Here is a 25,062-nt window from a genome sequence, read left to right as displayed (position 1 = left end):
AAGCAATTTCCTCATGGCAGCAGTGGAAGCAATTTTATATGGCTTTTTATATTGACTATATAATCTAGTAAAGAAAGGTTTGATATAGGAATTAGGGGGGGGGAGGGGGGGATGTATGGTCCCAGAGTGTGATGGTATGATAAAATATGAGAAAACAATACCATCAAAGGAGGAATTATGGGACAAATATTACATGGGTGCGCCAAAACAACAGAGACAATTCGTAGAGCAATACAAAATAGTAAAGAGAGCATAGCAAAACTCTCCAGGTACTATAACCTTAATCCAAAAACTATCATTAAATGGAGAAAACGGTCTTTTGCCAAAGACGCTGATATGGGTCCGAAGCATGCAAGATCAACTGTTTTAACTTTAGAAGAGGAGGCTGTAATTGTTGCATTTCGTAAGCATACTCTATTGCCATTAGATGATTGTCTCTACGCTTTGCAAACCTCAATCCCACACTTGACTCGCTCTAGTCTACATCGTTGCTTACAGAGGCACAGCATTAGCAGACTACCAGATGTTGATGGCGAAGTTAAACCAAAAAAGAAATTCAAACAATATCCTATAGGCTATTTCCATATTGATATTGCAGAAGTCAGAACAGAAGAAGGAAAGTTATATTTGTTTGTTGCAATAGATAGAACATCCAAATTTACGTATGTTGAGTTGCATAAAAGTGCTACAAAACCTATAGCTGCTGAGTTTCTACGTAATTTGATTAAAATTTTACCATATAAAATCCACACTATTTTGACAGATAACAGTGTACAATTTACCAACCAAAAACGCCATAAATACGCTTTTCAACATATATTTGATAGAGCTTGTGAAGAAAATGACATTGAACACCGTCTAACAAAAGTTAGCCATCCTTGGACAAATGGGCAAGTTGAGCGTATGAACAAAACTTTAAAGAATGCCACTGTTAAGAAGTATTACTATCAGTCTCACCAGCAACTCAAAGAGCATCTTTATGACTTTGTTATGGCCTACAATTATGCTAAAAGACTCAAAACTCTTAAGGGTCTTACACCTTTTGAGTTTATATCTTTACAGTGGACAAAATCTCCTGAATTGTTCATACTAAATCCACACCATCACACTCTGGGACCATACACTCCCTGTGTTTCGTAATATTATACAATCAAATTGATAAAAGCTGTATTATCTCCTTGCAGCATTAAGTGTATATTTTTTGCTATTTTTTCCACTAAGGGAGTAACATTATCAAAATTTGAAAATTTTGATAACACATAATCTGCTAAGCTTCTTTGATCTTCAGGTCTACCCACTCCAAATCTCAAGCGCCAATAATCGTTGCCAATAAAACTATCTATGGATTTAAGTCCATTATGTCCAGCAGAACTACCACCTTTCTTTACTTTTATTCTTCCAAGTTCCAAATCAGCGTCATCGTGTATGACAACGATATTATCTAGCGATAATTTGTAAAAGTTTCGTATTTTTGCAACAGAAATGCCTGAATTATTCATAAATGAATAAGGCTTTATTAACATGATTTTATTATCATTAATTATGCCAGAGGTTATTAGATAATCGGCTTTTTTAGAGAACGACTGGAAATTCCAATATTTGCAGATTGCATCAACGGTGATGAAGCCGATATTATGATGAGTTAGCTCATATTGACTGCCAGGATTACCAAGCCCAACTATCAGGTGCACTATTCCTCTGTTTCTGCTTGAGGTTCTTCAACGTCACTATCGGCAGCAGAAATTGTAACAATGGTAAAATTTTCTTCTTCATGAGCTACAAACTTAACACCTTCTGGTAATTTTACATCATTGATATGTATAGATTGGCCAATCATTTTGCCGGATAAATCAACTTCTATAACCTGAGGTATTTTATCAGGAGAGCATTTAACAGCAATAGAACGACACAAAACATTAAGCACTCCACCTAACTTGATCCCTGGAGCTTTACTTTCATTCACAAATGATAGAGGTATGTCTATTTTAATTTCGCTGCCTTTATCAACAAATTGAAAATCAACATGTTGCACAGTATCCTTTACTACATGCAATTGGATATCGCGAACAAGAGCATATTCCTTTTTGCCCGAAATATTCAGCTCTATCAAATGTGCAGAAAGAGAACCTGATTTATATTGCTTCGTGAATTCCTTTGCAGACAATGTCAAATTTACATTATTATGGCCCTTTCCATATATGATTCCAGGGATGTTTCCTTTCTTCCTTAGAGAATGCATCGCTTTTGTTTTTGTTATATCACGTAACTCTGCATTAATTGTTACTATTTCCTGTTGCGTCATCGGTTACTCCTGTTTAGCTAATCCTTTTAATATAATTTAATAATAATATAACATAAAAATATTTATTTCAAACTTCATTCTTTCATACTAATTGTTTGTGAAAGGATTTATTTGGATATATATTTAAGCTTATTTAACAAGAACTATGGGCATTGACGATAAAGTAGTTTTTAGGATTTATAGACCAACAAGAACTGCAACACAATCTGGTTTAGGTAATACAAATTTCTGGCACCTAAAAATTGAATCTGGTTCTTACTACATTGAACCTTTGATGGGTTGGGTTGGCTCAAAAGATCCAAAAAAACAGATTGTATTAAAGTTTGACTCTCTTGAAAAAGCAGTATTCTACGCAAAAAAACGCAACGTTAAATACGTAATTGAAATGCCAAAAAATGTTAAGAGGCTGCCAAAATCTTACGCAAGCAATTTCATACTAAAGTAAGTTGCACAACAAATGGTGTTATGCAAGTAGCTGACACTGCTCTCCTTTGTTATCCCAGTGCCCAGACACTGGGATCCAGGAATTTTATTAAGTTGGTAAGCATAAAAATAGCTGTTTTACGTTAAAATACAATGTTTTTGATGATTATGGAAAGGCTGGATCCCAGTGTCAAGCACTGGGATGACACCATTTGTTGTAAACTCACTTTTACTCTATGGTTATACTACCTTGCCGCTATCCTGAACGGATACAAAGTAAGTTTTATTGTGATGTGCTCATCTGTAAAAAATAAGACTTAATCTCACTGTTGATCATGGATTTTAAGTTGTGCTAGCACGCTGCGGCCATTTAAAGAGTCAAGATTTTTAACCTGGCTAGCCAGTATTAAAGAGTTATTTTTCAGGTATTTCTTTACAAGGCTTGCAAGCCTTTTTGGATTATTCAAATAGCTCCATTCTGCTTGTAAAACTTTTATATCACTTTGCACTAAATTAATTTCACTTTTTATTTTTATTAGCTCTCTATTTAATGACTGAACATGTAATTTTACCTTAAATAGTCCTACAATGCTAAGAAAAAACATAACTATTGAGATGATGCAGAAAGTTCTCATGACAACCTCTGTATAGCTCTTAGTTTTGCTGAGCGTGAACGCGGATTTGCACTTACTTCTTCTATACTTGCTTCGATCACTTTTTTATTTAGAAGAGAGAATGTCTTGCAATCAGTAGCACATAAATCTTTAAAAAAAGTTTTGACTATACGATCTTCTAAGGAATGAAAGGTGACGACAATTAATTTGCCATTCTCACTTAAAATCTCAGATGCAGCTTTAATGCCCTTTTCAAGTTCTCCCAGCTCATCGTTTACCCATATTCTGATTGCCTGAAATGTTCTGGTTGCAGGATCAATTTTGCTTTTTCCACGAAATACCACGGAACGTACAATATCCGCAAGCTCAAATGTAGTTTTGATAGTTTTCTTCTTCCGTGCATTTACTATTGCTCTTGCGATTTTGCGAGAATGACGTTCGCCTCCGTAGTTATATATAGTATTTGCGATTTCTTCTTCGCGTAAAGCGTTAACAAACGTTGAAGCGTTTATATAAGAAGAGTTATCCATACTCATATCGAGTGGACCATCATGTAAAAATGAGAACCCTCTATCCCCGTTATCAAGCTGCATAGATGAAACTCCGATGTCAAAAACTATTCCATCGATACCTTCAATATTGTTGCTATCTAATAAATTTTTAATATTACTAAACTTCTCAATGAATAGTTTTATTCTATCTGGATATCTAACGCTTAAATCATCATAAAACTTAGTTACCGTTTCATCTCTATCAATTGCATATACTTTGCAATCAGCTGACTCCAATATTGCTTTGCTATACCCTCCAGCTCCAAATGTGGCGTCCACGTATATGCCACCATCCTGCGGTGATAGTAGTGATAGCATCTCTTTTAACAAAACTGGAGTGTGTGTCATATCAAAAAATTTAAGTACAGTTGGTGTAGATATCCTACTCTACTCTACTCTTCACATCAATTTTATTTATGTACATAGATTTTCTTGCCAAAATATGGTATCTTATCGGAATATATGAGCAATAATATTAAAATCAAGGTTTAATATTGTTAATATAATATTCACATAACGTTCACATTTTTTTTTATATATAAGATCAAACAGGCTATAGGGAAATTATGCAGCAAATAACAAAAGTAATATTTTCAAGTTTGATTTGTAACACTTTATTGTGGTATGACCACATGCTTTTTGGCCACTTAATAAACATAATAGGTGGTGTGTTTTTTCCATCGGATGATCAACTAACCAGCGTATTGAAGGCTTTTGGAATGTTTGCAGTGGGTTTCTTAATGAGACCAGTCGGTGCTGCTATATTTGGTCACATTGGTGATAAACATGGCAGAAGAGTTGCCTTATTGCTCTCGATTATATTAATGACTTTATCAACCGTATTAATTGCTTTTGTTCCAGGTTATCAAAGCATTGGAATACTAGCGTCAATGCTGGTAGTGTGTTTAAGATTATTGCAGGGTATATCTCTTGGAGGAGAAGCAGGAAATGCACCATTTTTAATAGAACATGCTCCTAAAAACAAAAAAGGATTTTTTGGCAGCATTGAAGTATTAAGCGCAATTTTTGGTTCAGTATTAAGCTTGATAGCGGTACTCATATGCAAAAAAGTATCTGATTTTGAATCTTGGGGGTGGAGATTACCTTTCATTTTCAGTTTAGCAATGGGATTAATTAGCATATATATGAGATATATACTTGATGAAAGCCCAGAGTATAAAAGACAAAAAAATCCGTCTAAATTGCCACTAAAAGAGTTATTAAACAATTACAAAAAGCCTGTTCTAATATCAATAGGTATTGACTTGGTTGAAAATGCGTCTCTCTATATATATTTGGTATTTTTCAATGTGCTTACGAATAAAATATTAACAGTAAATACTCATTTTAATCATATAGTGGAAATACTGAGTCAAATTGCGCTCGGAGGATTGACAATATTGTTTGCAATACTTTCTGATAAGGTAGGAAGAGAAAAAGTTATGAAATTTGCATTTATAGCTTTTGTAATAGTGAGTTATCCAGTTTTTTCAATGTTATGTAGTGGCAATTACTTGCTGGCACACATTCTTTTTATAATTCCAATAGCTGCATCGCTTGGTCCTGTCAGTGCACTTATGTGCGAATTATTTCCAACAAAGGTTCGGTACAGTGGATTTGGTTTATCAAGAAATATAGCTGCTGGATTTTTTGGCGGCCTTGCACCATTTATATGCACAACAATTATCAAGGTTACAGGACAAGAGACTTCAGCTAGTTTTTACATGATTTTCTGTGCATTAATTGGGCTAGTTGCTATATCGCAAATTAAGGGTGAGCTTTCTTCAAAATTACCCAAAGTAAACCAAGTATAGTTGCAGTATAGCAGAATTTAAAAAAATCTAATTATAAGGTGGGAAATGCCAATTCTTAGGTGATAATGTGAATATTTCAGCACCATCTTTTGTTACTCCAATCGTATGCTCAAATTGAGCAGAAAGTGAAAGATCGCGTGTTGTTACTGTCCAGTCATCGAGTTTACTGAGCAGAGTCTCATGTTTTCCAGCATTAATCATTGGCTCTATTGTAAAAAACATACCTTCCTTCAAGACGAGATTTTCATCTTGATCATAGAAATGCACTACATTTGGTGGAGCATGAAAGACTTTTCCTATACCATGTCCGCAGTAGCTGCGTACGATAGAATATCCAAAATCTCTAATATATTTCTCTATAGCAAGCCCTATTTCATTTAACTTATTGCCGGGCTTAACTTGTTTGATTGCTTCCATCAATGCATGATAAGTAGCGTCACACAAGCGTTTTGCTTTTATTGATGGCTTGCCAACCCAAAACATGCGACTTGTATCACCATGCCAGCCATTTAAAATCACCGTGACATCAATATTTAAAATATCTCCATCTTTAAGTGGTTTATTATCGGGAACACCATGGCACACAACTGCATTTTTTGAAGTGCAAATCGATTTTGGATACCCCCTATAGTTTAGTGGTGCTGGAATTGCACCTGCATTAATTATAAAATCATGACATAGATCATTTAACTCATTAGTTGTCACCCCTACCTTTACGTACGGTGCAATGAAATCAAGAGTTTCAGCAGCAAGCCTGCCAGCCTTGCGCATAAATTCAAAATCTTCTTGTGAGTGTATAGTTATGTTCATATTTTCCATGTCTTATTGTAATTGGTACGCTTACTCGCAAGTACATAAACATAATAATTTTACATATTATAAAAATAAGTCCTATGGATCCTAGTGTCAAGTCATTTGTATGAAAGGTGGTAAAACAGAAATCTAGACTGTAACTTTTGATTTAACCCAATTATACAATTTACTCATTTTACCATCTTGACCTAAAATACCAGAATTATTTTTATAAAAAGTGTCAACTATTAGCTTTATAGAGCCTATAGCAGCAGAAAATACAGGATTTTTATCATATTCGCCATCAAGACCGCTACAAGACTCAGGGCACCCAATTCGAACTTGCTTATTGAATATATAGCCTGCAATTTCCTTCATGCTTGTGAGTTGACTAGTTCCACCTGTGATCACTACTTTATTAATTGGATCTTTCTGCTCTTGAAATTGCTCTCTTACCATTTCAAGTATTTCTTCAACTCTTGGTCTTATGATGTTAATAAGCTCAGATTTGAATACTTGAGTAGGTTCATCATTTTCGTTGTTTTGCATTGTAATGTACTCATTCTCATCTATTGAAGTTACGATAGTGCTACCATACAGTATTTTTATATACTCTGCACGTTCTATGCTTGTGCATAGCCCGTAAGCAATATCTCGAGTGATATGAACGCCACCAATTGGAACGCTGCTTGCATACACAAGTTTCCCTCTTTTGAAAATTCCAATTGCAGTGCACCCACCGCCTATATCAACAATAGCAGTCCCGAGCTCTTTTTCATCTTCACTGAGACACGCAAGACCTGCAGAATATGCAGAAGCAATACAACCTGCCATATTTAATCCACCATTATTGGTAATACAGTTTTCAATATTGGTAAGCGCTGGACGCGAAGCAGTGACAACATTAACATCAGCAGATAGTCTTTTTCCGTACAATCCACCAACTTCTTTTATGTCAGTCATGTCATCTAAGTGATATTTCAGTGGTATATTGTGAATGATAACATTTTCTTCAATATATTTCTCAAACGTCTGAAAAACTACACGTTTTATATCCCGGTCAGAAATTTCATGATTAGCTGCAATAATTTCATTATGTACTTTGAAAGATGAGATGCCACATCCAGCAATGCTCACATATATCTGGTCTATAGTTTCCTCTGACACTTGCTCAGCTAAACCTATAGTTGATGAGATGGAGTAATTTGCGTGTTTTACATTAGTTATCGACCCACCGTTTACACCTTCTGCAATCTTATAACCCGTTCCTGTTACTTTATAGCTGAAGTTGCCATTTATCTTAACGATTAGACAAATAATCTTTGTTGTACCTATGTCTAAAACAGCAAAAACGTTTCTCTTTGGTTTTGCTATTACTGCAGAGTACATTAGTTAACCTTATTACGCAATTTCATTTAAATTGTAGCTTTCTTTAATAATTTATATTTCTATTATAGATATAGCAACATTTTAATATACACTAAATTCTGGACAAAAGGAAAAGCAAAACATAGAATTATAATTTTTATGTCCATTTTATGTCCATATTACCAATTGTAATTGCCCCTGATGAAAGACTAATCACACGTGCCAGTGAAGTAACAGATATAAACGATAAAATTAAAGAATTAGTAAACGACATGTTCGAAACTGTGTACGATGCAGAAGGTCTTGGCCTTGCTGCAGTGCAAGTTGGAGTGCTGAGGAGAGTTTTTGTTATGGACATTCAGCTCTCTCGAGCTGAAGACGAGCCAGTAGGGTATGAATCGACTGGCAAATTTTACATGATTAACCCTGAAATTACGGAATTATCCGATGAACAAGTAATTCTCAAAGAAGGGTGCCTTTCAATTCCAGAGCAAAGCTATGAAATTAAGCGTCCAAAATATTTGACTGTGAAATATAAGGATTTAAATAATGAGGAACAGACGCTAAAAGCTTGCGGCTGGCTCGCAAGGTGTATTCAGCATGAGCTAGATCACTTAAATGGCATATTATATATTAGACATTTATCTAAATTAAAGTATGATATGGCCATGAAAAAAGCACAAAAGGTTAAAAAGCATTATGAGCAATGAAGACCTAGAATTATTAAAATTTTACCATGAAGTGGGCGTTGATTGCACACTAATGGAGGGTGAAGAGGAAAAAAAATTGGAGAGCAAAGAGAGTGTACAACCCTCTGTTATCCAAACTGGGACCAAGAAGAAAGATGCAGGTATGCGCTGGAATGACACTAAAGATGGAAAAGACATGTTTCCAAGTGATTGGATAATTGAAGCAAGGAAACTTGCAGGTAAATGTGGTAGTGTGGATGAATTAAGAAGTGCAGTTGAATCATTTGAAGGTTGTGAGATAAAAAAAACTGCAACTAATACTGTCTTTTCCGATGGTAATCCAAATGCAAAAATTATGCTCGTTGGTGAAGCTCCAGGAGCAAATGAAGACCTTCAAGGCATACCATTTTGTGGTGCAAGTGGAATGTTGCTCGATAAAATGTTAAATGCAATCAATCTTGATCGCACTAAGGTATACATAAGCAATACTGTATTTTGGCGTCCACCTGGCAATAGAAAGCCAACCGACCTAGAGCTTGATATGTGCAGACCATTTGTCGAAAAACACGTTGCACTAGTTTCACCACAAATTTTAATTTTGGTCGGGGGAATCGCATGTTATAGCCTTCTTGACAGCACAAAAACTATATCGAATTTGCGTGGCAGATTTCATACGTACACTAACCAATATTTGTCCAATTCAATCACCACAGCCGCTATATTTCATCCAGCTTACCTACTTCGCCAACCGGCACAAAAACGTTTAGCCTGGGAGGATTTGAAGAAGATTAGGGAGTATCTTGATAACACCAATAACTGCACAAATACCTAATAAAGTGGTAGACCTCTTGCATAGTTTTTTGCAGCATGTTAACAATCGTTAGAAACGAAAAACTTACTTGACACCCTTCGCCAGCGCCCTTATCATGATAGTGAAGCTATTGTATTTGCTTTCGCCAATCTGCAGATTAAAAGGTAAGGATTACTTAATGTATCGGCGTCTTATGTTCAATTTTTTGCAGTATATAGATACTGTATGTCTTTACAAAACTTCATCTACATCTAGATTTTTATCTAAATAAGCTGAACGCGCTTATAAAGCGTTACAAGACATCAAAAAATGCCAATACTCGACAGAGATAGTAAAAGACTAGCTAACTCGGGGATTCTTTGTCTTTTTTTCTGCTTAGTAAATTTCTTAAACATTTGCAGCGTAAGTTAGTTGCAATTAAAAGCAGCTTAATCTTGCTTGTCAAGCGTTTAAAACATAAAAAACGCCAATATTTTAAAGCGGATAATAACCCCAGGGCTTCTTTTGCCTTTTTTTTCATTTGGTAAATTTCTTAACGTTTGTAGCTAAACGACAACCGTCATCCCGCTACGTGTTAGCGGGATCTATGCTTTGAGATACCGCGAATAAATCGCGGTATGACGTAGAGCTCGCGTTAGCTACACTTTTATGCTTACCAACTCAGTATCCAATCAAAACCTGGATTTCAGTGTCAAGCACTGAAATAACACCGAAAGGGCTACTGCTGTCTTGGATGGAAACCAGTGTCAGCTACTTGAATCTGCCACGCAAATTGCCTGCAAGTTGCAATGTTCGTACAGCTGTGCGTCATGCGCTGGAATGGCATCAAGGGGTAACTTTTTATTTAAACAATGATTGTAAAATGATTATAATAAGAGATCTATTGAAATTTTAAAGTTATTAAATATTGACGCTATATACTTAAGTGTTAAAATAGAATGAAAAGTTTTTAGGAGTTTATATGGCAGCAGGTGGGAAAGCAAAGACAGCTAGTAAAAATAACCCTACTCAGCGTAAGAAAGCTGAGCAAAAAATGTATAAAGATAAACCGGTAAAACCTGTTAGATATATAGATCGTGATTCGCGCATGAATTATATGTCTGCTCAATATGACAACGGCAATCTGGTTGAAGATGAGGTAAGCGGCAATCCTATAAAGTGGGAAGCTGTATAATAGTTGTGGTTAAAGTTACTATTAATTCTAAGGAATGTGAAGTAGAGCATGGGCTCACTATAATTCAAGCTTGTGAAGTCGTGGGCGTTGAAATTCCACGTTTTTGTTATCATGAGCGTTTAGCAATTGCTGGTAATTGCAGAATGTGTTTGGTTGAAGTGGAGGGTGGACCTCCAAAACCAGTAGCCTCTTGTGCAATGCCAGTTGCAGAAGGGATGGTTATTCACACTGATACCCCTAAGGTTAAAAAAGCACGTGAAGGTGTGCTTGAGTTTTTGCTAATTAACCACCCGCTTGATTGCCCAATTTGCGATCAAGGTGGTGAATGCGATTTGCAAGATATCACGATGGCTTATGGGAAAGGAACCAGCAGACTTGATGAGCATAAGAGGGCTGTGCCAAAAAAACACTTCGGACCACTGATTGAGACTGCGATGAATCGATGCATTCATTGCACTCGGTGTGTTAGATTTTTGTCTGATGTTGCAGGTACAAATGAACTTGGAGGAATCGGAAGGGGAGAAAATGTAGAGATTAGCACTTACATAAAAAGGCATATTAGTTCTGAATTATCTGGAAATATCATAGATCTCTGCCCGGTAGGAGCTTTAACTTCAAAGCCTTACTCCTTTACAGCGCGTCCATGGGAGCTATCACATTGTGAGACTATAGATGTGCTAGATGCTGTGGGTAGCGCAATTAGAGTTGATTATCGTGGCCCGGAGGTTATGAGGATATTACCAAGGCTGAGCGAAGAGGTAAATGAAGAATGGATATCAGATAAAACCCGCTTTGCCTATGATGGACTAAAAGTTCAGCGTCTTGATCGACCTTATATAAAAAAAGATGGTAAATTAGCCCCAGTTGATTGGAATGAGGCATTAACTGTTGCTGCAAAGAAATTAAAGAATACAAAATCAAATAAAATAGCTGCAATTGCAGGTGATTTAGCAGATTGTGAGTCTATGCTTCTACTTAAAGAAATGATGCAGAAGCTCGGCTCGGGAAATATAGATTGCAGGCAGGATGGTGCAAAACTTATACCAAATAATCGTGGATCGTATGTGTTCAATACCACTATTGAAGGTATAGAGAATGCGGATTTGTGTCTGCTTATAAATACAAACCCAAGGATAGAAGCACCGATCATTAACGTAAGATTGAGAAAGAGATATTTACAGGGCAACTTTCCTGTTGCAAGTGTTGGTCCTAACATTGAATATTTGTATCATGTTGAGAAATTGGGCGATAATCCTGATATTTTGAGTGAAATGGCAAATGGAAATCATAAGTTCTGTGAGCTGCTGGTAGCTGCTCAAAACCCTATGCTGATTATCGGTCAAGATGCATTAATAAGAGATGATTCTGAATCAGTTTTAGCTCTAGCTGGCAAAATTGCAGAAAAATTTAATATGGTAAGAGATGACTGGAATGGCTTTAATGTGCTGCATAAAGCTGCAGCAAGAGTTGGTGGGCTAGATATTGGGTTTGTTCCTAAAAAAGGCGAAAGGGATATTAATCAAATATTGGAACATGCAGAAAGTGGTGAAATAGAAGTTGTTTATCTTCTTGGTGCAGATGAAATTGACACATCAAAGTTAGAAAACACATTTGTAATTTATCAAGGTCATCACGGTGATAAGGGTGCACATGTGGCAGATGTTATCTTGCCTGGTGCTGCATATACAGAAAAATATGCAACTTATGTAAACACTGAAGGTCGAGTGCAAAGAACAAATTTAGCTGTATTTCCTCCAGGTGAAGCAAAGGAGGATTGGTTAATTATTAAAAATCTCTCACAATATTTGGATCTCTCCTTACCATATGATAGTTTATTTGACGTGAGAAAAAAATTAGATACTATCGGTCCACAGTTTAGAAATGCTGATCAAGTGGTAAAAAACACATGGGTGCCAATTAGCAATGGTGAGATAAGCTTAAGTAATACACCTTTTACTTTAAAGGAGTGTAATTTTTATATGACGGATTCAATAAGTCGCGCTTCAAAAATAATGGCAGATTGTACTAAAGCTTTTTATGAACACGCTAGTTAATATTTTATTTATTTTAGTACCGCTACTACTTTCAGTTGCATATTTGACATACTTTGAGCGTAAGGTCCTTGCTGCAATTCAACTGAGGCACGGCCCGAGTGTAGTTGGACCTTTTGGGCTATTGCAGCCATTTGCAGATGCTATTAAGCTACTGATTAAAGAGCCGATAATACCATTTAGAGCGAGCACCATACTGTTCATTATGGCTCCAATGCTTACCTTTATCTTGGCATTAATTGCCTGGGCAGTTATACCGTTTGGTGCTGAAGTAATTGTAGAAAATGGCCAGCAAGTAGTTATTCCTAAGGTTATAGCAAATATTAATGTTGGAGTGCTTTACGTGCTAGCTATATCGTCGCTGGGAGTATACGGCGTAATTATTGCAGGCTGGTCAAGCAATTCTAATTATGCATTTCTTGGTGCTATACGGTCGGCTGCTCAGATGATTTCATATGAAGTTTCAATAGGCTTAATAGTTGCTGCAGTCGTTATTACCACTGGAACATTAAATCTTGGAGAGATGGTGGTAGCGAAACACAATATGCCATTTTGGGTTGATTTACTACTAATGCCTATAGGAATAATATTTTTTATTTCTTTGCTTGCAGAAACTAATCGTCACCCATTTGATTTACCAGAAGCTGAAGCAGAGCTAGTCTCTGGATATAACGTTGAATATTCATCCATGCCTTTTGCCCTCTTTTTTCTTGGAGAATATGCAAATATGATTCTAGCAAGTGCTATGATGACGATATTCTTTCTAGGAGGATGGTATCCTCCGTTAGAACTTGGTTTGCTTTATAAAATTCCAGGTTTAATTTGGTTCGTTTTGAAGATAATTATACTTTTATTCGTATTTATTTGGATTAGAGCAACAATACCTCGTTATCGATATGATCAGCTAATGCGCCTTGGTTGGAAAGTATTTCTACCAATATCGGTGCTTTGGGTAATACTCATTTCAGGGGTGTTGCTCTTTACTGGGAATTTGCCTGGATCCAATGTTTAATTTCCCAAATACAAGATTAAGACGCAGGCGCTCGAGCAAATGGGTTCGCAATTTAACAAGTGAAAATAGTTTATCAGTAAACGATCTGGTTCTTCCTCTGTTTGTTCATGACAGAGAAGAAACAACTGAACCAATTTCTGGCTTACCAGATGTAAAGTGTTATTCAATAGATGGATTAGTGTCTATAGTTAAGGAAGCTAAAGATTTAGGAATTAATGCTGTTGCAATTTTTCCTGTAGTTGATAGTAAACTAAAATCTGAAAACGCTGAGGAAGCATATAATTCTGACAACTTAATCTGCAGAGCAATTTGTGCTGTAAAATTAAAGGTACCTGAAATTGGTATTATTGCAGACATTGCATTGGATCCATACACTATTCACGGCCATGACGGCATTTTAAAAGATAATCAGATGGATGTAGAAAACGATGAAACCGTGTCGATATTATGTAAGCAAGCACTTGCTTTAGCAGCATCAGGATGTGATGTAGTTGCTCCTTCTGATATGATGGATGGTAGAATAGGAAGAATCAGAAAATCATTAGATGATAACAATTTTCAAGACGTATTAATATTATCTTATGCAGTAAAATACTGCTCTAGCTTCTATGCTCCATTCAGGCAAGTCGTTGGTTCATGTGGGCTATCACATTCTATAGACAAAAGTGGTTATCAAATGGATTATAAAAATGCGCGCGAAGCAATGTGCGAAATTGAAATGGATATAAATGAAGGTGCAGATTTTATTATGATTAAACCAGGTATGCCATATTTGGATATTATCAAAACAGCAAGTGATAAGTTTAATTTTCCGATTTTTGCTTACCAAGTAAGCGGTGAGTACGCAATGATAAAAGCTGCTGCAAATAATAGCTGGCTGGATTATGACAAGGTGATTTATGAATCTTTGATTGGTTTCAAACGTGCGGGTGCAAGTGCAATATTCACTTACGCTGCACTTGATATTGCAAAAAATTTAAGTGCATAAGCCCTATAAAATTATTAAATTTTTGGCGCACGTTCTTCTACTGTTGCTGCATATTACCTAAAATCTTTCAATACATGTTTTAAGTTGTTGATAAGTCCGTTACAATACAGTATTATAAATAATATAAACCAAGTGTTACTTAGAACATGGGGATTTTTTTTAAATTTTTGGGAAAGATGCTAGGTAAGGTTTTTCCTGCCAAAACAGTAAGCTCTCTTTTAGGAATAGGATATTTACCAAGTTGGCAGAACTATTGGTCTTCTTTTTTAATATTATTTATTGTCGATGTTATATTAATTCTTACATATGGAGGCGAATACTTACTATATAAAATGCCAGACTCAGGAATAGTTGTAGCTGCTGTTTTTACAAAATTGGCAATAGTTATGTTAGTAATGCAATTAATTGGAATATTTATTTTTCATGCTCAAGACCCTTCAGCAAACAGTGGTGAAGAAATAGTAATACAAATAGCGTCAGGGCAAGTACTGACTGTAGCACTTTCAATGCCAGCAATAATGTCAATTTATTATGCTGTAAGTAAACTCTATGGGAATATATGTAAGCAGATGTTTCAATGCCCATTTTGGTTTAATGATTTTATGCACTTTTTCTTTTTTCTTATGATACCTTACGTATTTTTTAATGTCGTAGAAGCGATAAAACCATGGCCAATAAGTTCAATACAGCTCAGCTATAATAATGCAATGTCAATTACATTTGAGGGGATTTTTCACACATTTTATGCGGTGATTTTACTGTATTTAACAGCATTTATATTCTGCGATTTAACTATGCATGATGCAATTGTCCTAAATAAAAGCATAATTCAGTATGTGAGAGAAAGTTCAGCAGTCTTAGGTGATTATTTACATGATACTGTTAAAAAAATAGGTATTGAATAGTACTTATTTATTTATATATTTAGTATAAAAAGTGTGCAATTTGTGTGAACTTACAAAGTATAATAAAAGAGTTGCAAGATTTTTGGGCTAGTGAAGGATGTGTTATACTTCACCCATACACATCTGAAGTTGGTGCTGGCACATTACATCCCGCAACAATTATGTCTGCAATTGATACAAAACCGACAAAAATTGCATATCTACAACCAGTAATTAGGCCAGCAGATGGACGCTATAGTGATAATCCTAATCGCCTGTATCAACATCACCAATATCAAGTTATAATAAAGCCATCTGGTAATAATTTACAAGACGTCTATTTAGATAGCTTAAAAGTTCTTGGCATATCTACAGAAAAATATGATATTAAGTTTGTTGAAGATGATTGGGAAAATCCGAGCGTTGGAGCATCAGGACTTGGTTGGGAAGTTACATGCAATGGAATGGAAGTAACACAGCTTACTTATATACAGCAAGTTGGAGGGATTGACTGCAAGATGATTCCTGGTGAGGTGGCATATGGGTTGGAACGTTTAGCAATGTGCATACAAGGTGTAGATAATGTTTACGATATAATTTGGAACGATAACGGTGTAACTTACGGAGATATTTTTAAACAAAGAGAATATGAATTTTCTTATCTAGCGTTAGATTATTATGATACTAAAGTGGTACAGCAGCAATTCGAAGATACGGAAAAATTGTGTAAGTTCCTTATTGAAAAGGAGCTACCAATGGCAGCCTATGACCAATGTATTAAAACTAGTCACCTACTTAATCTGCTTGATGCAAGAGGTGTGCTTGGTGTAAATGAACGTACAGCTTATATTGGTAAAGTTAGAGAGCTAACAAAAAAATGTTGTGAATTGTACATGAGTAAATAGCGTATGTCGTTGCAGTTATTATTTGAGTGCCTTTCAGAAGAAATACCACCGAGAATGCAGAATGTAGCTGCAACTCAAGTTAAGAGCTGTATTGCCAATGTTTTTAACAAAAATAATGTAAAATTTACATCAATGGAGGTTTTTATAACGGCACGTCGCATTACTCTATTTGTTGACAACATAAATGCTTTGGAGCTAAAGGATTCCAATAACGAAGTTAAGGGACCAAACATTAACGCACCAAAAAGTGCTATCGAGGGTTTTTTAAGAAAATATCAGAAAAATGAAGAAGATTTGCTCGTTCGAAAAGTAAATAATGAGGATTTTTACTTCATTAAAAGAGAAAGCTGCTCATTTAACATTCAAGAGTTTCTTAAAAATCAACTAGGAGAAATATTAAAAAATTTCTCTTGGCCAAAAAGTATGAGATGGGGCAAAGGAAAAGAAAGGTGGGTTAGGCCAATTAAAAACATTTTATGCATTTTAAATGATGAAATAATACCTGTATCTTTTGCAGGGATTACAGCATCTAACACAACATATGGCCATCGATTTCTCTCAAGTGGTACGGCGCTTACTGTTAAAACACCTAAAGACTATTTTGAATTGCTAGAAAAAAACAGTGTAATTCTCCAAATGGACAAAAGAAAGCAATTTATACTAGATCAGATTAATAAATTCACAAAAGAGCAGAATTTACAACTTGAGAAAAATGATTATTTACTAAATGAATTGACAGGGCTTATAGAGTGGCCAATCGTACTGTTTGGTGAAGTGAATCAAGAAAAGTCATTTGGATTACCGAAGGAAGTAATACTTAGTATAGTTAATACACAACAAAAATACCTTGCTTTAAGTAATGGAAAGAGAATTTCACACTTTGTCACTGTTGTCAACGTCAACAATGGTGAAGTTGTTAAAGGACACGAAAGAATATTAGAAGCACGTCTTGCTGATGCCCAATTTTTAATATCTCAAGATAAAAAGGAAAATCTAGATTATTATGTCAAAAGATTAGGTTCAATATTATTTCATGCTTCACTTGGCAGCGTGGGGGAAAAGGTGAAGCGTATTACGGCTTTGTCAAAGTATATAGCTATATTTATTCCACATGCTTCGCTGATAAAAGTTGAACGTGCTGCATATTTGGCAAAAGCTGATTTGGCAACATCGATAGTAAGAGAGTTTCCAGAATTACAAGGAGTAATGGGTGGATATTATGCTTCTTATTTTCAAGAAGATAGAGAAATAGTGGAAGCTATAACTGAGCATTATAAGCCAATCGGGCCAGAGCAGGAGTGTCCTAAATCTCCTTCTGCAATTGCTGTGTCAATTGCAGACAAAGTGGATAGCTTAGTTGGTTTAATTGCAGCAGGTGAGAAAATCTCTGGTTCGTATGATCAATTTGGTTTGCGGAGAATGACAATTGGTATAATTAGGACAATACTTGAAAATAATTTGCATGTTCCAATTAGGCTAATGATAGACAAGTCAGTATCTTTATATTCAAGGCTTCTATTTAATAAAAATACAGCGTCAGTTGATAAGCCGAATAGAAAACAAATTTCAGAACTAGTATTTAGATTTTGCTTAGAAAGATTCAAGGTTATTTTAAAAAATAGAGATATAAGGCAAGATGTTGTAGATTCAATACTATATAAAATCGATATTAATGATCTGCTGACAGCAGAAAAGCAAACTGTTATATTGGATCGTTATCTTAGTACTCCAGAAGGTGAACAAATTCTAAGCACTTACAAAAGAGTCAGTAACATGATGAGCAAAGCAAGGAAAAGTGATGGCACTACTTATAGTGCATCTTACGGTAAGAGGTTTTTGATTGAAAGTGAAGAAATTGCGCTATCAAATTGTGCTATAACTGCTTGTAAAAACATAAAACAAGCGATAAAAAATAACCACTTTAATGTAGCACTTGATGAACTTGCTGGTTTTGCTCCGTTTATCAATCAGTTTATGGACAGTATAAAGATTAACTGTGATTCTGATAAGCTGAGAAGAAACAGATTATCTTTGCTTGAAAATGTAGTTTCCATCTTTCATTTAGTAGCAGATTTTAACCTCATACAGGTTAAACAATGGATAAATGCTCAGGCAATATAAAGAACAAATCAAATCATCTCCACAATCCTGTGGCGTGTATAAGATGGTTGGAGATAAGAATAAAGTTTTATATGTTGGAAAAGCAAAAAACTTAAAGTCAAGGTTATCCGACTACCTTCAATTCGAAAACCTTTCTGAACGAATTAGAGTTATGCTCTTACAGGTTATTAAGGTTGAAATATTCATCACTGAGAATGAAATCGAAGCACTGCTTCTTGAAGCACAGCTAATAAAATCATTGAAACCACTTTATAATATTGTGCTCAAGGATGGAAAATTTTATCCTTATATAACAATTTCCAAGCACGATTATCCAAGAATAGCAAAATATAGAGGCAAATTTAAGAAAAATGAGTTTCATTATTATGGTCCCTTTACATCTGCCGCTGCTGTTAAGCAAACTATATTATCATTGCAAAGAGCTTTTCTCTTGAGAGTATGTTCAGATCAATACTTTTCATCAACAAAAAGACCATGTATTGAGTATCAAATTAAGCGCTGCTCAGCACCATGCATAAACAAAATCACAAAAGACGACTACTGCCAATCAGTAAAACAGGCACGAAATACATTGCTTGGAAGAAATAAGGAAGTGAAAGAACAGTTACTTTTCACAATGAGAAAGTGCAGCAGTGAAGAAAACTATGAGCTTGCTGCTATATATAGAGATCGGGTAAAGTTTCTTGAGCAAATTCAAATACAGCACACGGATTTTTCTTTTGAAAAAGATGCAGATTTCTTCAGTATTGTACGTGAAGAGGATCTAGCATGTATTAGTGTGTTATCGTTCAGAAATAAAGACAACTACGGCAGCACTCCTTACTTTGCCGAGAACTGTGGTGATCACTCAAATGATGAAATTTTATCCACCTTTTTGGTCAATTTTTATAATTCAGCTAACATACCTCCAATACAAATTTACGTTCCAGATTCTATTGTGGATAAGGAAATTATAGAACAAGCACTATATAAGGTTGCTCAAAAGCCAGTAAAAGTTCTGCATGCAAAGAATAAAAAAGAGCGTGATTTATTGAAATTTGTTTATGATAACTCTCAGCATAGCTTAGAGCAGAAGCTTATCGATTATAGAAATAACCTAGAAAAGCTTGAAGAGCTTAGCAAAATCTTCTTGTTACCAAACATTCCAAAGCGTATTGAGGTTTATGACAATAGCCATATATTTGGAAACCAACAAATTGGTGTAATGGTTGTTGCAGGGCAGGAGGGTTTTTTAAAAAGTGAGTACAGAAAATTTACTATAAAGGAAAAATTTTCAGGCGATGACTATAAAATGATGAGGGAAGTGCTAACCAGACGTTTCTCCGGCAATATAAAAGGCATAATACCTGATTTTTTACTGATTGATGGTGGACCAGGACATGTTTCCATAGTACAGAATGTACTGGAAGTATTGAATATAAACGTTCCTTTTGCTTGTATGGCAAAAGGTCCTGATCGTAACGCAGGAAATGAAAGATTTTATATGCTGGGCAGGGAAGAATTCAGTCTGGCAAATGACAGCAAAGTCATGCTTTACTTACAATCGCTGCGTAATGAAGCCCACCGTTTTGCGATAACTTCACATAGAAAAAAACGCGATAAACAGTTTATAGTTTCACAATTAAGCAAAATACCCGGCATTGGCAACAAAAGAAAAAAAGCGTTGATGTCTTATTTTGGTTCAGTGAAAAATATAAGCAAAGCTTCTCTGGCTGAAATTCAAAACGTACCTGGAATTAGTAAAGGTTTAGCAGAAGTCATTCTTAAATACGTGAATTATAAGAGAGGAGTACTGGAATGACACAAAACCCGTTTTATTATTAGGGAATTTATATCTTAAAACCGCAAAAAAAGGTGTGCGTATTTGTGAAAAAAAATCTCCATAAAATTTAATGTGGTGGGACTAGTGCGATTCGAACGCACGACCTTCGGATTAGGAGTCCAACGCTCTATCCTGCTGAGCTATAGTCCCGTGTTTCCTACCATTCATGTAAAGTTATAGCAAAAAATCCTTTCTTTTCTAGATTTCTTGCATAACCAATTTATGACGACAAAAAACATTTCTGTACTTCTTGAGTATAATGCTATTATATTTAATAACATGGTTTAAGTAAGATTAATGCTAGTTAACAATATTGGTTATTTCTATAACAATCAAAACGACTTTGCTTTAAGCAATATAAACATTAAAGTAAAGAAAGGAAATGTTGCATGTTTATTGGGGCATTCTGGCTGTGGCAAGTCAACAATTTTGAAATTAATTGCGGGGATAGAAAATCCAAAATCTGGAACTATTTTTATAAATGATAGGTTAGTTGCAAGTAATAAGGCATCAGTCGCTATAGAGCATAGAAATATCGGATTGATTTTTCAGCATTCTGCATTATTTCCTTATAAAACAGTAGTAGAAAATATAACCTTTGCTATCCGCAGCTCTTCCAAGAGAGAAAAGCACCTAATTGCATTGGAAATCTTGAAGTTACTCAATATAGAAAAATATGAAAATATGTACCCTAACGCCTTATCTGGAGGACAGCAACAATTAGTTGCAATAGCAAGAGTGATGGCACAAAACCCTGATGTTGTGTTGTTAGATGAACCATTTTCTAATTTAGATATACTGCTCAAGTGCCGAATAAGACAACATATATTGTCCCTTTTCAGAAGTAAAAATATCCCTGTGCTAATGGTAACTCATGACCCGCAAGAAGCATTGAAAGTTGCAGATTTTATCTACGTAATGAAAAATGGTAAAATTATTCAATCAGGAGTTTCTAGCGATATATACCATAAGCCTAAAGATGATACGCTAGCAAAGTTTTTTAGTGAGCTCTCTTCTACTCTACAGTTAAGCGAAAAGTTTCCACTTATTCGCTGCAAGAAAATAATCTAGTTTGGGATTGTTATAAAATAATTAAAAAACCTTGATTTATAATTAAATAAAGGTGATATAATCTATGTGTTACTTGACTTCAGTCAAGTTTTAATATTTAAAGGTCAATATTTTAAATGGAGGTGAAAATGAGTTTAGGACCATGGCAATTGTTTCTAGTCTTAATAATAATTTTAGTTCTGTTTGGTGCAGGCAGATTACCGCAAGTTATGGGTGATTTAGGAAAAGGCATCAAAAACCTTAAACAGGAGCTTAAGGACTCAGAAAAATTATCGTCTAATGAACCAGATCGTTAGCGTCCTCATACTTCGTGACATGCACCTTAGTGCATGTCATCTGTTTAAAAACTTAGTCAGGTTAAAGAATGAAAGAGATGAAGTGTTGGTATGAAATAAATAACAAATATTGAAATACAGCAACAACTATGTTAGCTTAAGAGGAATATTTTATTAAAGGATAATTGTGCAAAAAAGTGAGAAACTAACTAAAGATAAAAAACTAGCTTCTGATATTCTAAAAGAGGTTGCAGATACCAATAACAATGATAGCAATAAAGTAACTTTGTTTGACATTAAAACAGCTTTGCATGAGCGCGGTTTTGGTATTTTAATAATCATCTTCTCCTTGCCGCTATCGGTGCCTATACCGGTTCCACCTGGTTATACAACTATTCTTTCTATACCTTTAATCTTATTCTCACTGCAGCTTCTATTTGGATTTGATTCTCCTTGGATGCCCAGTTGGCTAGAAAGAAGATCTTTTCAGCGTTCAACACTAGCTCTTGTGGTAGAGAAAACTTCCCCTGTATTAGAAAAAATAGAAAAATTCATGAAGCCAAGACTGTCTTTCATTTTCTATGGGCCTGGTGAGAAGATTCTGGCTTTTATGATGTTGCTTTGTGCAATAATAATAGCTCTTCCATTACCTTTTACTCACTTCCTTCCTGCAATTGGCACAACTCTTATTTCACTTAGCATTATGAGTAAAGACGGGTTTCTATCCATATTGGGAGTTTTAGTATCATTGTGCGCGTTGTTGCTTACTCTTGTTGTAATAGTCAAAGGACCACAACTTATAACCGGAGGACTTTCTCTTCTTAAAAGCTTTACAACACTTTAACAAAAGAACGAATTACTAGCGCAAAATGAATAATGCATATTGAAATAAAACAATAATTGTGTTAAGAATTATTTTTATCAAAGGTTTTTCGTGTCAAAAAATGATAAGTTGACTAAAAGTGATAAATTAGCTTCTGATATTCTAAAAGAAGTTGCAGATACCAATAACAATGATAGCGATAAAGTAACTTTGTTTGACATTAAAACAGCTTTGCATGAGCGTGGTTTTGGTATTTTAATAATCATCTTCTCCTTGCCGCTATCGGTGCCTATACCGGTTCCACCTGGTTATACAACTATTCTTTCTATACCTTTAATCTTATTCTCACTGCAGCTTCTATTTGGATTTGATTCTCCTTGGATGCCGCATTGGTTGGAAAGAAGGTCTTTTCAGCGTTCAACACTAGCTTTTGTGGTAGAGAAAACTTCTCCAGCATTAAAAAAAATAGAAAAGTTCATGAGACCAAGAATGTCTTTTATTTTCTATGGGCCCGGTGAAAAAATTTTAGCTTTTATAATGCTGCTTTGTGCGTTATCAATAGCTCTTCCACTACCTCTTACTAACTTCATTCCTGCAATTGGTACAACTCTTATTTCGCTTGGTATCATGAGTAAAGATGGGTTTCTATCCATATTGGGAGTTCTAATATCATTGTGTGGGTTATTGCTTACTCTTGTTGTAGTAGTCAAAGGGCCACAACTTATCATTGGGGCATTTTCTTTTCTCAAAAGCTTCGTATATGGTTAGGCTTTACAACACCTTAACAAAAAAAAAGGAACTTTTTACACCAATCGATAAAGATCATGTGAAAATGTATGTTTGCGGACCAACAGTATATGACACAGCACATATAGGCAATGCACGGTCTGTTGTTGTGTATGATGTGTTATTTCAGCTACTTAAGTTTTGTTATGGCAAAGTTACCTATGTGCGTAACATAACCGACATTGATGATAAGATAATTAATGCAGCAAGCGAGAAAAATAGCAACACAGAAAGTATAACCACATATTACATTAAAGCTTTTCATGATGATATGGAAAGCATAAATTGTAAAAAGCCAACATATGAACCAAAAGCAACGGAAAACGTAGATTATATTATAAAATTAATTGAACATTTGCTGCAATCAGGCCACGCTTACGAATCTGACAAACACGTGTATTTTAATATAGAATCTTACCATGAATATGGTGCTTTATCAGGAAAAAAAACTGATGAATTGGTTCCAGGTAGCAGAGTTGAAGTTAATGAAAATAAAAAGCACCCGGGAGATTTTGTGCTGTGGAAGCCTGCAAGTGATATTGACTACAAACTTTCAAGTTATTGGGATAGCCCATGGGGAGAGGGCAGGCCTGGATGGCATATAGAATGCTCAGCAATGTCATATGCTTACCTTGGCAAAGATTTTGATATTCATGGTGGCGGCATAGATTTACAATTTCCTCACCATGAAAATGAAATTGCACAGAGTAAGTCTGCATTTGCTGGATCAATGTTTGCAAAATACTGGATACATAACGGCTTTCTTACAGTAAATGAAGAAAAAATGAGCAAGTCCTTATTTAATATAGTCAAAGTAAGAGATTTGCTAGATAGTGGAATAAAGGGTGAAGTAATACGCTATGCACTGCTCAAAACTCACTACAGAAAACCACTTGATTGGACAGAAAACGTTATTTCTGATGCACAGGAAACCTTAAACAAATTTTATCGGTTATTACGTGGTTTAGATATAACGAATATTGATGAAAGTAACGCAGAGATTTCTAAAGATTTTATAGACGCTTTAAAAAACGACTTAAACATTCCTGAAGCTCTAGCTATATTACATGAAATGGCTGCAAAAATTAACAAAATGAGTAATGAAAGTGAAAAGCTTAAATTAACTGAGAGTTTTGTTAAGAGTGCCAGATTTATTGGTCTTCTTGAGTCAAGTTATGAAAAGTGGTTTGCTGTGGATGTAAATCATCAAGAAATAGAAAGGTTGATAGACTTAAGAAAAATTGCAAAAAAAAATAAAAATTACGATACTGCAGACAAAATAAGAAATCAGTTGAAACAAATGGGGATTACAATTTCTGACAATGAAGATGGTACAACAACCTGGTAAACTCATATGGAAAATTACTTTCTGTTATTCACAGATAGTCTAGTATCGTCGTTAGTTTTACCCATACATCAAGGTTTTGTGTTCAATACGATGCTTTATTTCAGGTCGTATTACACTCCACTACTGATGTTATTTTTTGGAGTACTAGGATCAAGCCTTGGTGGAATAGTTAACTGGTACTTAGGTAGAATAACAATCTCTATACGAAAATCATACCACAAACTAGAGAACGAGCATAAAACACCAAAAATCGTAAAAAATCTACTGATTTGTGCAGTTACATTACTTTCATGGGTGCCAGCACTTGGAAGTGTGATTCAAATTTTATCAGGTTATTTTAAGTTAAACCTTTATACCCTTGCCCCTTTAATCATTCTATCTAATTTCTTCTATTTGTTATATCTAATACTTACTTTTGGCGTATAACAGCTATAGTAC

General features: G+C 35.1%; 26 protein-coding genes and 1 tRNA gene. 20 read left to right on the top strand and 7 right to left on the bottom strand.

The annotated features are described in order from the left end of the window. The first annotated feature begins 177 nt into the window (after positions 1-177). Entirely contained in the window at positions 178-1,140 is a 963-nt protein-coding gene (locus AAGD50_RS02270) for an IS481-like element ISWpi4 family transposase (RefSeq protein ID WP_012673056.1), read from the top strand. Positions 1,141-1,142: 2 nt separating this feature from the next. On the opposite strand, the gene pth is transcribed toward AAGD50_RS02270, so the two are convergent. Beyond that, positions 1,143-1,691: an aminoacyl-tRNA hydrolase gene (gene pth, locus AAGD50_RS02265; protein WP_155968827.1), complete on the bottom strand. Its 549-nt coding sequence runs from the start codon at positions 1,689-1,691 to the stop codon at positions 1,143-1,145. Further along, positions 1,691-2,302 (bottom strand): 50S ribosomal protein L25/general stress protein Ctc, encoded by a 612-nt coding sequence (locus AAGD50_RS02260; protein ID WP_155968825.1) that lies wholly within the window; start codon positions 2,300-2,302, stop codon positions 1,691-1,693. Before AAGD50_RS02260 ends, pth begins: the two co-directional genes overlap by 1 nt. A 145-nt stretch (positions 2,303-2,447) precedes the next feature. Here AAGD50_RS02260 and AAGD50_RS02255 point away from each other — a divergent pair, with 145 nt between their 5' ends. Continuing rightward, positions 2,448-2,747, top strand: a complete 300-nt coding sequence (locus tag AAGD50_RS02255; protein WP_155968823.1) for an NADH dehydrogenase ubiquinone Fe-S protein 4 — start codon at positions 2,448-2,450, stop codon at positions 2,745-2,747. Positions 2,748-3,048: 301 nt separating this feature from the next. On the opposite strand, the gene AAGD50_RS02250 is transcribed toward AAGD50_RS02255, so the two are convergent. Together AAGD50_RS02250 and rsmH are read right to left on the bottom strand one after the other, a co-directional pair. Then, positions 3,049-3,360, bottom strand: coding sequence for a hypothetical protein (locus tag AAGD50_RS02250; protein ID WP_007548286.1), 312 nt, complete (start codon positions 3,358-3,360; stop codon positions 3,049-3,051). Continuing rightward, a complete protein-coding gene (rsmH, locus tag AAGD50_RS02245; RefSeq protein WP_007548285.1) occupies positions 3,357-4,238 on the bottom strand; it encodes a 16S rRNA (cytosine(1402)-N(4))-methyltransferase RsmH in 882 nt (293 codons plus the stop codon). Before rsmH ends, AAGD50_RS02250 begins: the two co-directional genes overlap by 4 nt. 218 nt (positions 4,239-4,456) lie before the next feature. Here rsmH and AAGD50_RS02240 point away from each other — a divergent pair, with 218 nt between their 5' ends. After that, positions 4,457-5,704 carry an MFS transporter gene (locus AAGD50_RS02240; RefSeq protein ID WP_155968822.1) on the top strand — a complete coding sequence of 416 codons (1,248 nt, stop codon included), beginning with the start codon at positions 4,457-4,459 and terminating at the stop codon, positions 5,702-5,704. 27 nt (positions 5,705-5,731) lie between these two features. On the opposite strand, the gene map is transcribed toward AAGD50_RS02240, so the two are convergent. Both map and ftsA read right to left on the bottom strand, forming a co-directional pair. Then, a complete protein-coding gene (map, locus tag AAGD50_RS02235) occupies positions 5,732-6,514 on the bottom strand; it encodes a type I methionyl aminopeptidase (RefSeq protein WP_155968820.1) in 783 nt (260 codons plus the stop codon). A 132-nt stretch (positions 6,515-6,646) separates the two neighbouring features. Further along, a complete protein-coding gene (ftsA, locus tag AAGD50_RS02230; RefSeq protein ID WP_264723728.1) occupies positions 6,647-7,885 on the bottom strand; it encodes a cell division protein FtsA in 1,239 nt (412 codons plus the stop codon). 149 nt (positions 7,886-8,034) lie between these two features. Here ftsA and def point away from each other — a divergent pair, with 149 nt between their 5' ends. The 11 genes from def to uvrC all read left to right on the top strand — a co-directional run bounded on the left by def (position 8,035) and on the right by uvrC (position 20,300). Next, positions 8,035-8,574, top strand: coding sequence for a peptide deformylase (gene def / locus AAGD50_RS02225; RefSeq protein WP_253309681.1), 540 nt, complete (start codon positions 8,035-8,037; stop codon positions 8,572-8,574). Next, positions 8,564-9,385, top strand: a complete 822-nt coding sequence (locus AAGD50_RS02220) for a uracil-DNA glycosylase family protein (protein ID WP_264723727.1) — start codon at positions 8,564-8,566, stop codon at positions 9,383-9,385. Before def ends, AAGD50_RS02220 begins: the two co-directional genes overlap by 11 nt. Positions 9,386-10,052: 667 nt before the next feature. Continuing rightward, on the top strand, positions 10,053-10,259 hold the full coding sequence (locus AAGD50_RS02215) for a hypothetical protein (RefSeq protein ID WP_265024566.1): 207 nt from the start codon (positions 10,053-10,055) through the stop codon (positions 10,257-10,259). A 66-nt stretch (positions 10,260-10,325) separates the two neighbouring features. Continuing rightward, entirely contained in the window at positions 10,326-10,538 is a 213-nt protein-coding gene (locus tag AAGD50_RS02210; RefSeq protein ID WP_006279675.1) for a hypothetical protein, read from the top strand. 5 nt (positions 10,539-10,543) lie between these two features. Beyond that, positions 10,544-12,592: an NADH-quinone oxidoreductase subunit NuoG gene (gene nuoG, locus AAGD50_RS02205; protein ID WP_265024567.1), complete on the top strand. Its 2,049-nt coding sequence runs from the start codon at positions 10,544-10,546 to the stop codon at positions 12,590-12,592. Then, positions 12,576-13,601: an NADH-quinone oxidoreductase subunit NuoH gene (nuoH, locus tag AAGD50_RS02200; RefSeq protein ID WP_015588803.1), complete on the top strand. Its 1,026-nt coding sequence runs from the start codon at positions 12,576-12,578 to the stop codon at positions 13,599-13,601. The genes nuoG and nuoH overlap by 17 nt, the downstream gene beginning before the upstream one ends. Next, a complete protein-coding gene (gene hemB / locus AAGD50_RS02195; protein ID WP_264723725.1) occupies positions 13,594-14,589 on the top strand; it encodes a porphobilinogen synthase in 996 nt (331 codons plus the stop codon). Before nuoH ends, hemB begins: the two co-directional genes overlap by 8 nt. 146 nt (positions 14,590-14,735) lie before the next feature. Continuing rightward, positions 14,736-15,494: a phosphatidylglycerophosphatase gene (locus AAGD50_RS02190; RefSeq protein WP_264723724.1), complete on the top strand. Its 759-nt coding sequence runs from the start codon at positions 14,736-14,738 to the stop codon at positions 15,492-15,494. A 44-nt stretch (positions 15,495-15,538) separates the two neighbouring features. Then, positions 15,539-16,378 carry a glycine--tRNA ligase subunit alpha gene (locus AAGD50_RS02185; protein WP_264339262.1) on the top strand — a complete coding sequence of 280 codons (840 nt, stop codon included), beginning with the start codon at positions 15,539-15,541 and terminating at the stop codon, positions 16,376-16,378. Positions 16,379-16,381: 3 nt separating this feature from the next. Beyond that, on the top strand, positions 16,382-18,499 hold the full coding sequence (gene glyS / locus AAGD50_RS02180; RefSeq protein ID WP_264723723.1) for a glycine--tRNA ligase subunit beta: 2,118 nt from the start codon (positions 16,382-16,384) through the stop codon (positions 18,497-18,499). Then, complete coding sequence (uvrC, locus tag AAGD50_RS02175; RefSeq protein WP_264723722.1) at positions 18,483-20,300, top strand: excinuclease ABC subunit UvrC; 1,818 nt, start codon at positions 18,483-18,485, stop codon at positions 20,298-20,300. Before glyS ends, uvrC begins: the two co-directional genes overlap by 17 nt. A 94-nt stretch (positions 20,301-20,394) precedes the next feature. Here uvrC and AAGD50_RS02170 read toward each other — a convergent pair. Further along, positions 20,395-20,471 (bottom strand) — tRNA-Arg (locus AAGD50_RS02170). A gap of 147 nt (positions 20,472-20,618) precedes the next feature. On the opposite strand from AAGD50_RS02170, the gene AAGD50_RS02165 reads away from it, so the two are divergent. The 6 genes from AAGD50_RS02165 (at position 20,619) to AAGD50_RS02140 (ending at position 25,050) form a co-directional block, all read left to right on the top strand. Then, positions 20,619-21,392, top strand: a complete 774-nt coding sequence (locus tag AAGD50_RS02165; protein ID WP_341810078.1) for an ABC transporter ATP-binding protein — start codon at positions 20,619-20,621, stop codon at positions 21,390-21,392. Between the two features lie 128 nt (positions 21,393-21,520). After that, on the top strand, positions 21,521-21,688 hold the full coding sequence (locus AAGD50_RS02160) for a twin-arginine translocase TatA/TatE family subunit (protein WP_006013840.1): 168 nt from the start codon (positions 21,521-21,523) through the stop codon (positions 21,686-21,688). 166 nt (positions 21,689-21,854) lie between these two features. Further along, on the top strand, positions 21,855-22,511 hold the full coding sequence (locus tag AAGD50_RS02155) for an exopolysaccharide biosynthesis protein (protein ID WP_341810077.1): 657 nt from the start codon (positions 21,855-21,857) through the stop codon (positions 22,509-22,511). A gap of 90 nt (positions 22,512-22,601) precedes the next feature. Continuing rightward, positions 22,602-23,258 carry an exopolysaccharide biosynthesis protein gene (locus tag AAGD50_RS02150; RefSeq protein WP_015588796.1) on the top strand — a complete coding sequence of 219 codons (657 nt, stop codon included), beginning with the start codon at positions 22,602-22,604 and terminating at the stop codon, positions 23,256-23,258. Continuing rightward, the gene (cysS, locus tag AAGD50_RS02145) at positions 23,251-24,624 is read left to right on the top strand and encodes a cysteine--tRNA ligase (RefSeq protein ID WP_264723721.1); all 1,374 of its coding nucleotides are present in this window, start codon (positions 23,251-23,253) and stop codon (positions 24,622-24,624) included. The genes AAGD50_RS02150 and cysS overlap by 8 nt, the downstream gene beginning before the upstream one ends. Positions 24,625-24,630: 6 nt before the next feature. Next, on the top strand, positions 24,631-25,050 hold the full coding sequence (locus tag AAGD50_RS02140; RefSeq protein ID WP_151807775.1) for a YqaA family protein: 420 nt from the start codon (positions 24,631-24,633) through the stop codon (positions 25,048-25,050). Positions 25,051-25,062: the final 12 nt, after the last annotated feature.

Origin of the sequence: Wolbachia endosymbiont (group A) of Apotomis capreana, assembly GCF_964027025.1 — a bacterium.
Classification (GTDB): domain Bacteria; phylum Pseudomonadota; class Alphaproteobacteria; order Rickettsiales; family Anaplasmataceae; genus Wolbachia; species Wolbachia pipientis.
Note: the sequence above shows the minus strand (reverse complement) of the source record. Positions and strands in the feature narration are given on the sequence as shown.

Coding starts and splice junctions, on each gene's coding strand:
- AAGD50_RS02260 (WP_155968825.1), bottom strand. CDS start 2,302: ATGACGCAACAGGAAATAGTAACAATTAATGCAGAGTTACGTGATATA.
- AAGD50_RS02140 (WP_151807775.1), top strand. CDS start 24,631: ATGGAAAATTACTTTCTGTTATTCACAGATAGTCTAGTATCGTCGTTA.
- AAGD50_RS02255 (WP_155968823.1), top strand. CDS start 2,448: ATGGGCATTGACGATAAAGTAGTTTTTAGGATTTATAGACCAACAAGA.
- nuoH (WP_015588803.1), top strand. CDS start 12,576: ATGAACACGCTAGTTAATATTTTATTTATTTTAGTACCGCTACTACTT.
- AAGD50_RS02210 (WP_006279675.1), top strand. CDS start 10,326: ATGGCAGCAGGTGGGAAAGCAAAGACAGCTAGTAAAAATAACCCTACT.
- map (WP_155968820.1), bottom strand. CDS start 6,514: ATGAACATAACTATACACTCACAAGAAGATTTTGAATTTATGCGCAAG.
- rsmH (WP_007548285.1), bottom strand. CDS start 4,238: ATGACACACACTCCAGTTTTGTTAAAAGAGATGCTATCACTACTATCA.
- AAGD50_RS02270 (WP_012673056.1), top strand. CDS start 178: ATGGGACAAATATTACATGGGTGCGCCAAAACAACAGAGACAATTCGT.
- AAGD50_RS02165 (WP_341810078.1), top strand. CDS start 20,619: ATGCTAGTTAACAATATTGGTTATTTCTATAACAATCAAAACGACTTT.
- AAGD50_RS02250 (WP_007548286.1), bottom strand. CDS start 3,360: ATGAGAACTTTCTGCATCATCTCAATAGTTATGTTTTTTCTTAGCATT.
- hemB (WP_264723725.1), top strand. CDS start 13,594: ATGTTTAATTTCCCAAATACAAGATTAAGACGCAGGCGCTCGAGCAAA.
- AAGD50_RS02190 (WP_264723724.1), top strand. CDS start 14,736: ATGGGGATTTTTTTTAAATTTTTGGGAAAGATGCTAGGTAAGGTTTTT.
- ftsA (WP_264723728.1), bottom strand. CDS start 7,885: ATGTACTCTGCAGTAATAGCAAAACCAAAGAGAAACGTTTTTGCTGTT.
- cysS (WP_264723721.1), top strand. CDS start 23,251: ATGGTTAGGCTTTACAACACCTTAACAAAAAAAAAGGAACTTTTTACA.
- uvrC (WP_264723722.1), top strand. CDS start 18,483: ATGCTCAGGCAATATAAAGAACAAATCAAATCATCTCCACAATCCTGT.
- glyS (WP_264723723.1), top strand. CDS start 16,382: ATGTCGTTGCAGTTATTATTTGAGTGCCTTTCAGAAGAAATACCACCG.
- AAGD50_RS02220 (WP_264723727.1), top strand. CDS start 8,564: ATGAGCAATGAAGACCTAGAATTATTAAAATTTTACCATGAAGTGGGC.
- def (WP_253309681.1), top strand. CDS start 8,035: ATGTCCATATTACCAATTGTAATTGCCCCTGATGAAAGACTAATCACA.
- AAGD50_RS02160 (WP_006013840.1), top strand. CDS start 21,521: ATGAGTTTAGGACCATGGCAATTGTTTCTAGTCTTAATAATAATTTTA.
- AAGD50_RS02240 (WP_155968822.1), top strand. CDS start 4,457: ATGCAGCAAATAACAAAAGTAATATTTTCAAGTTTGATTTGTAACACT.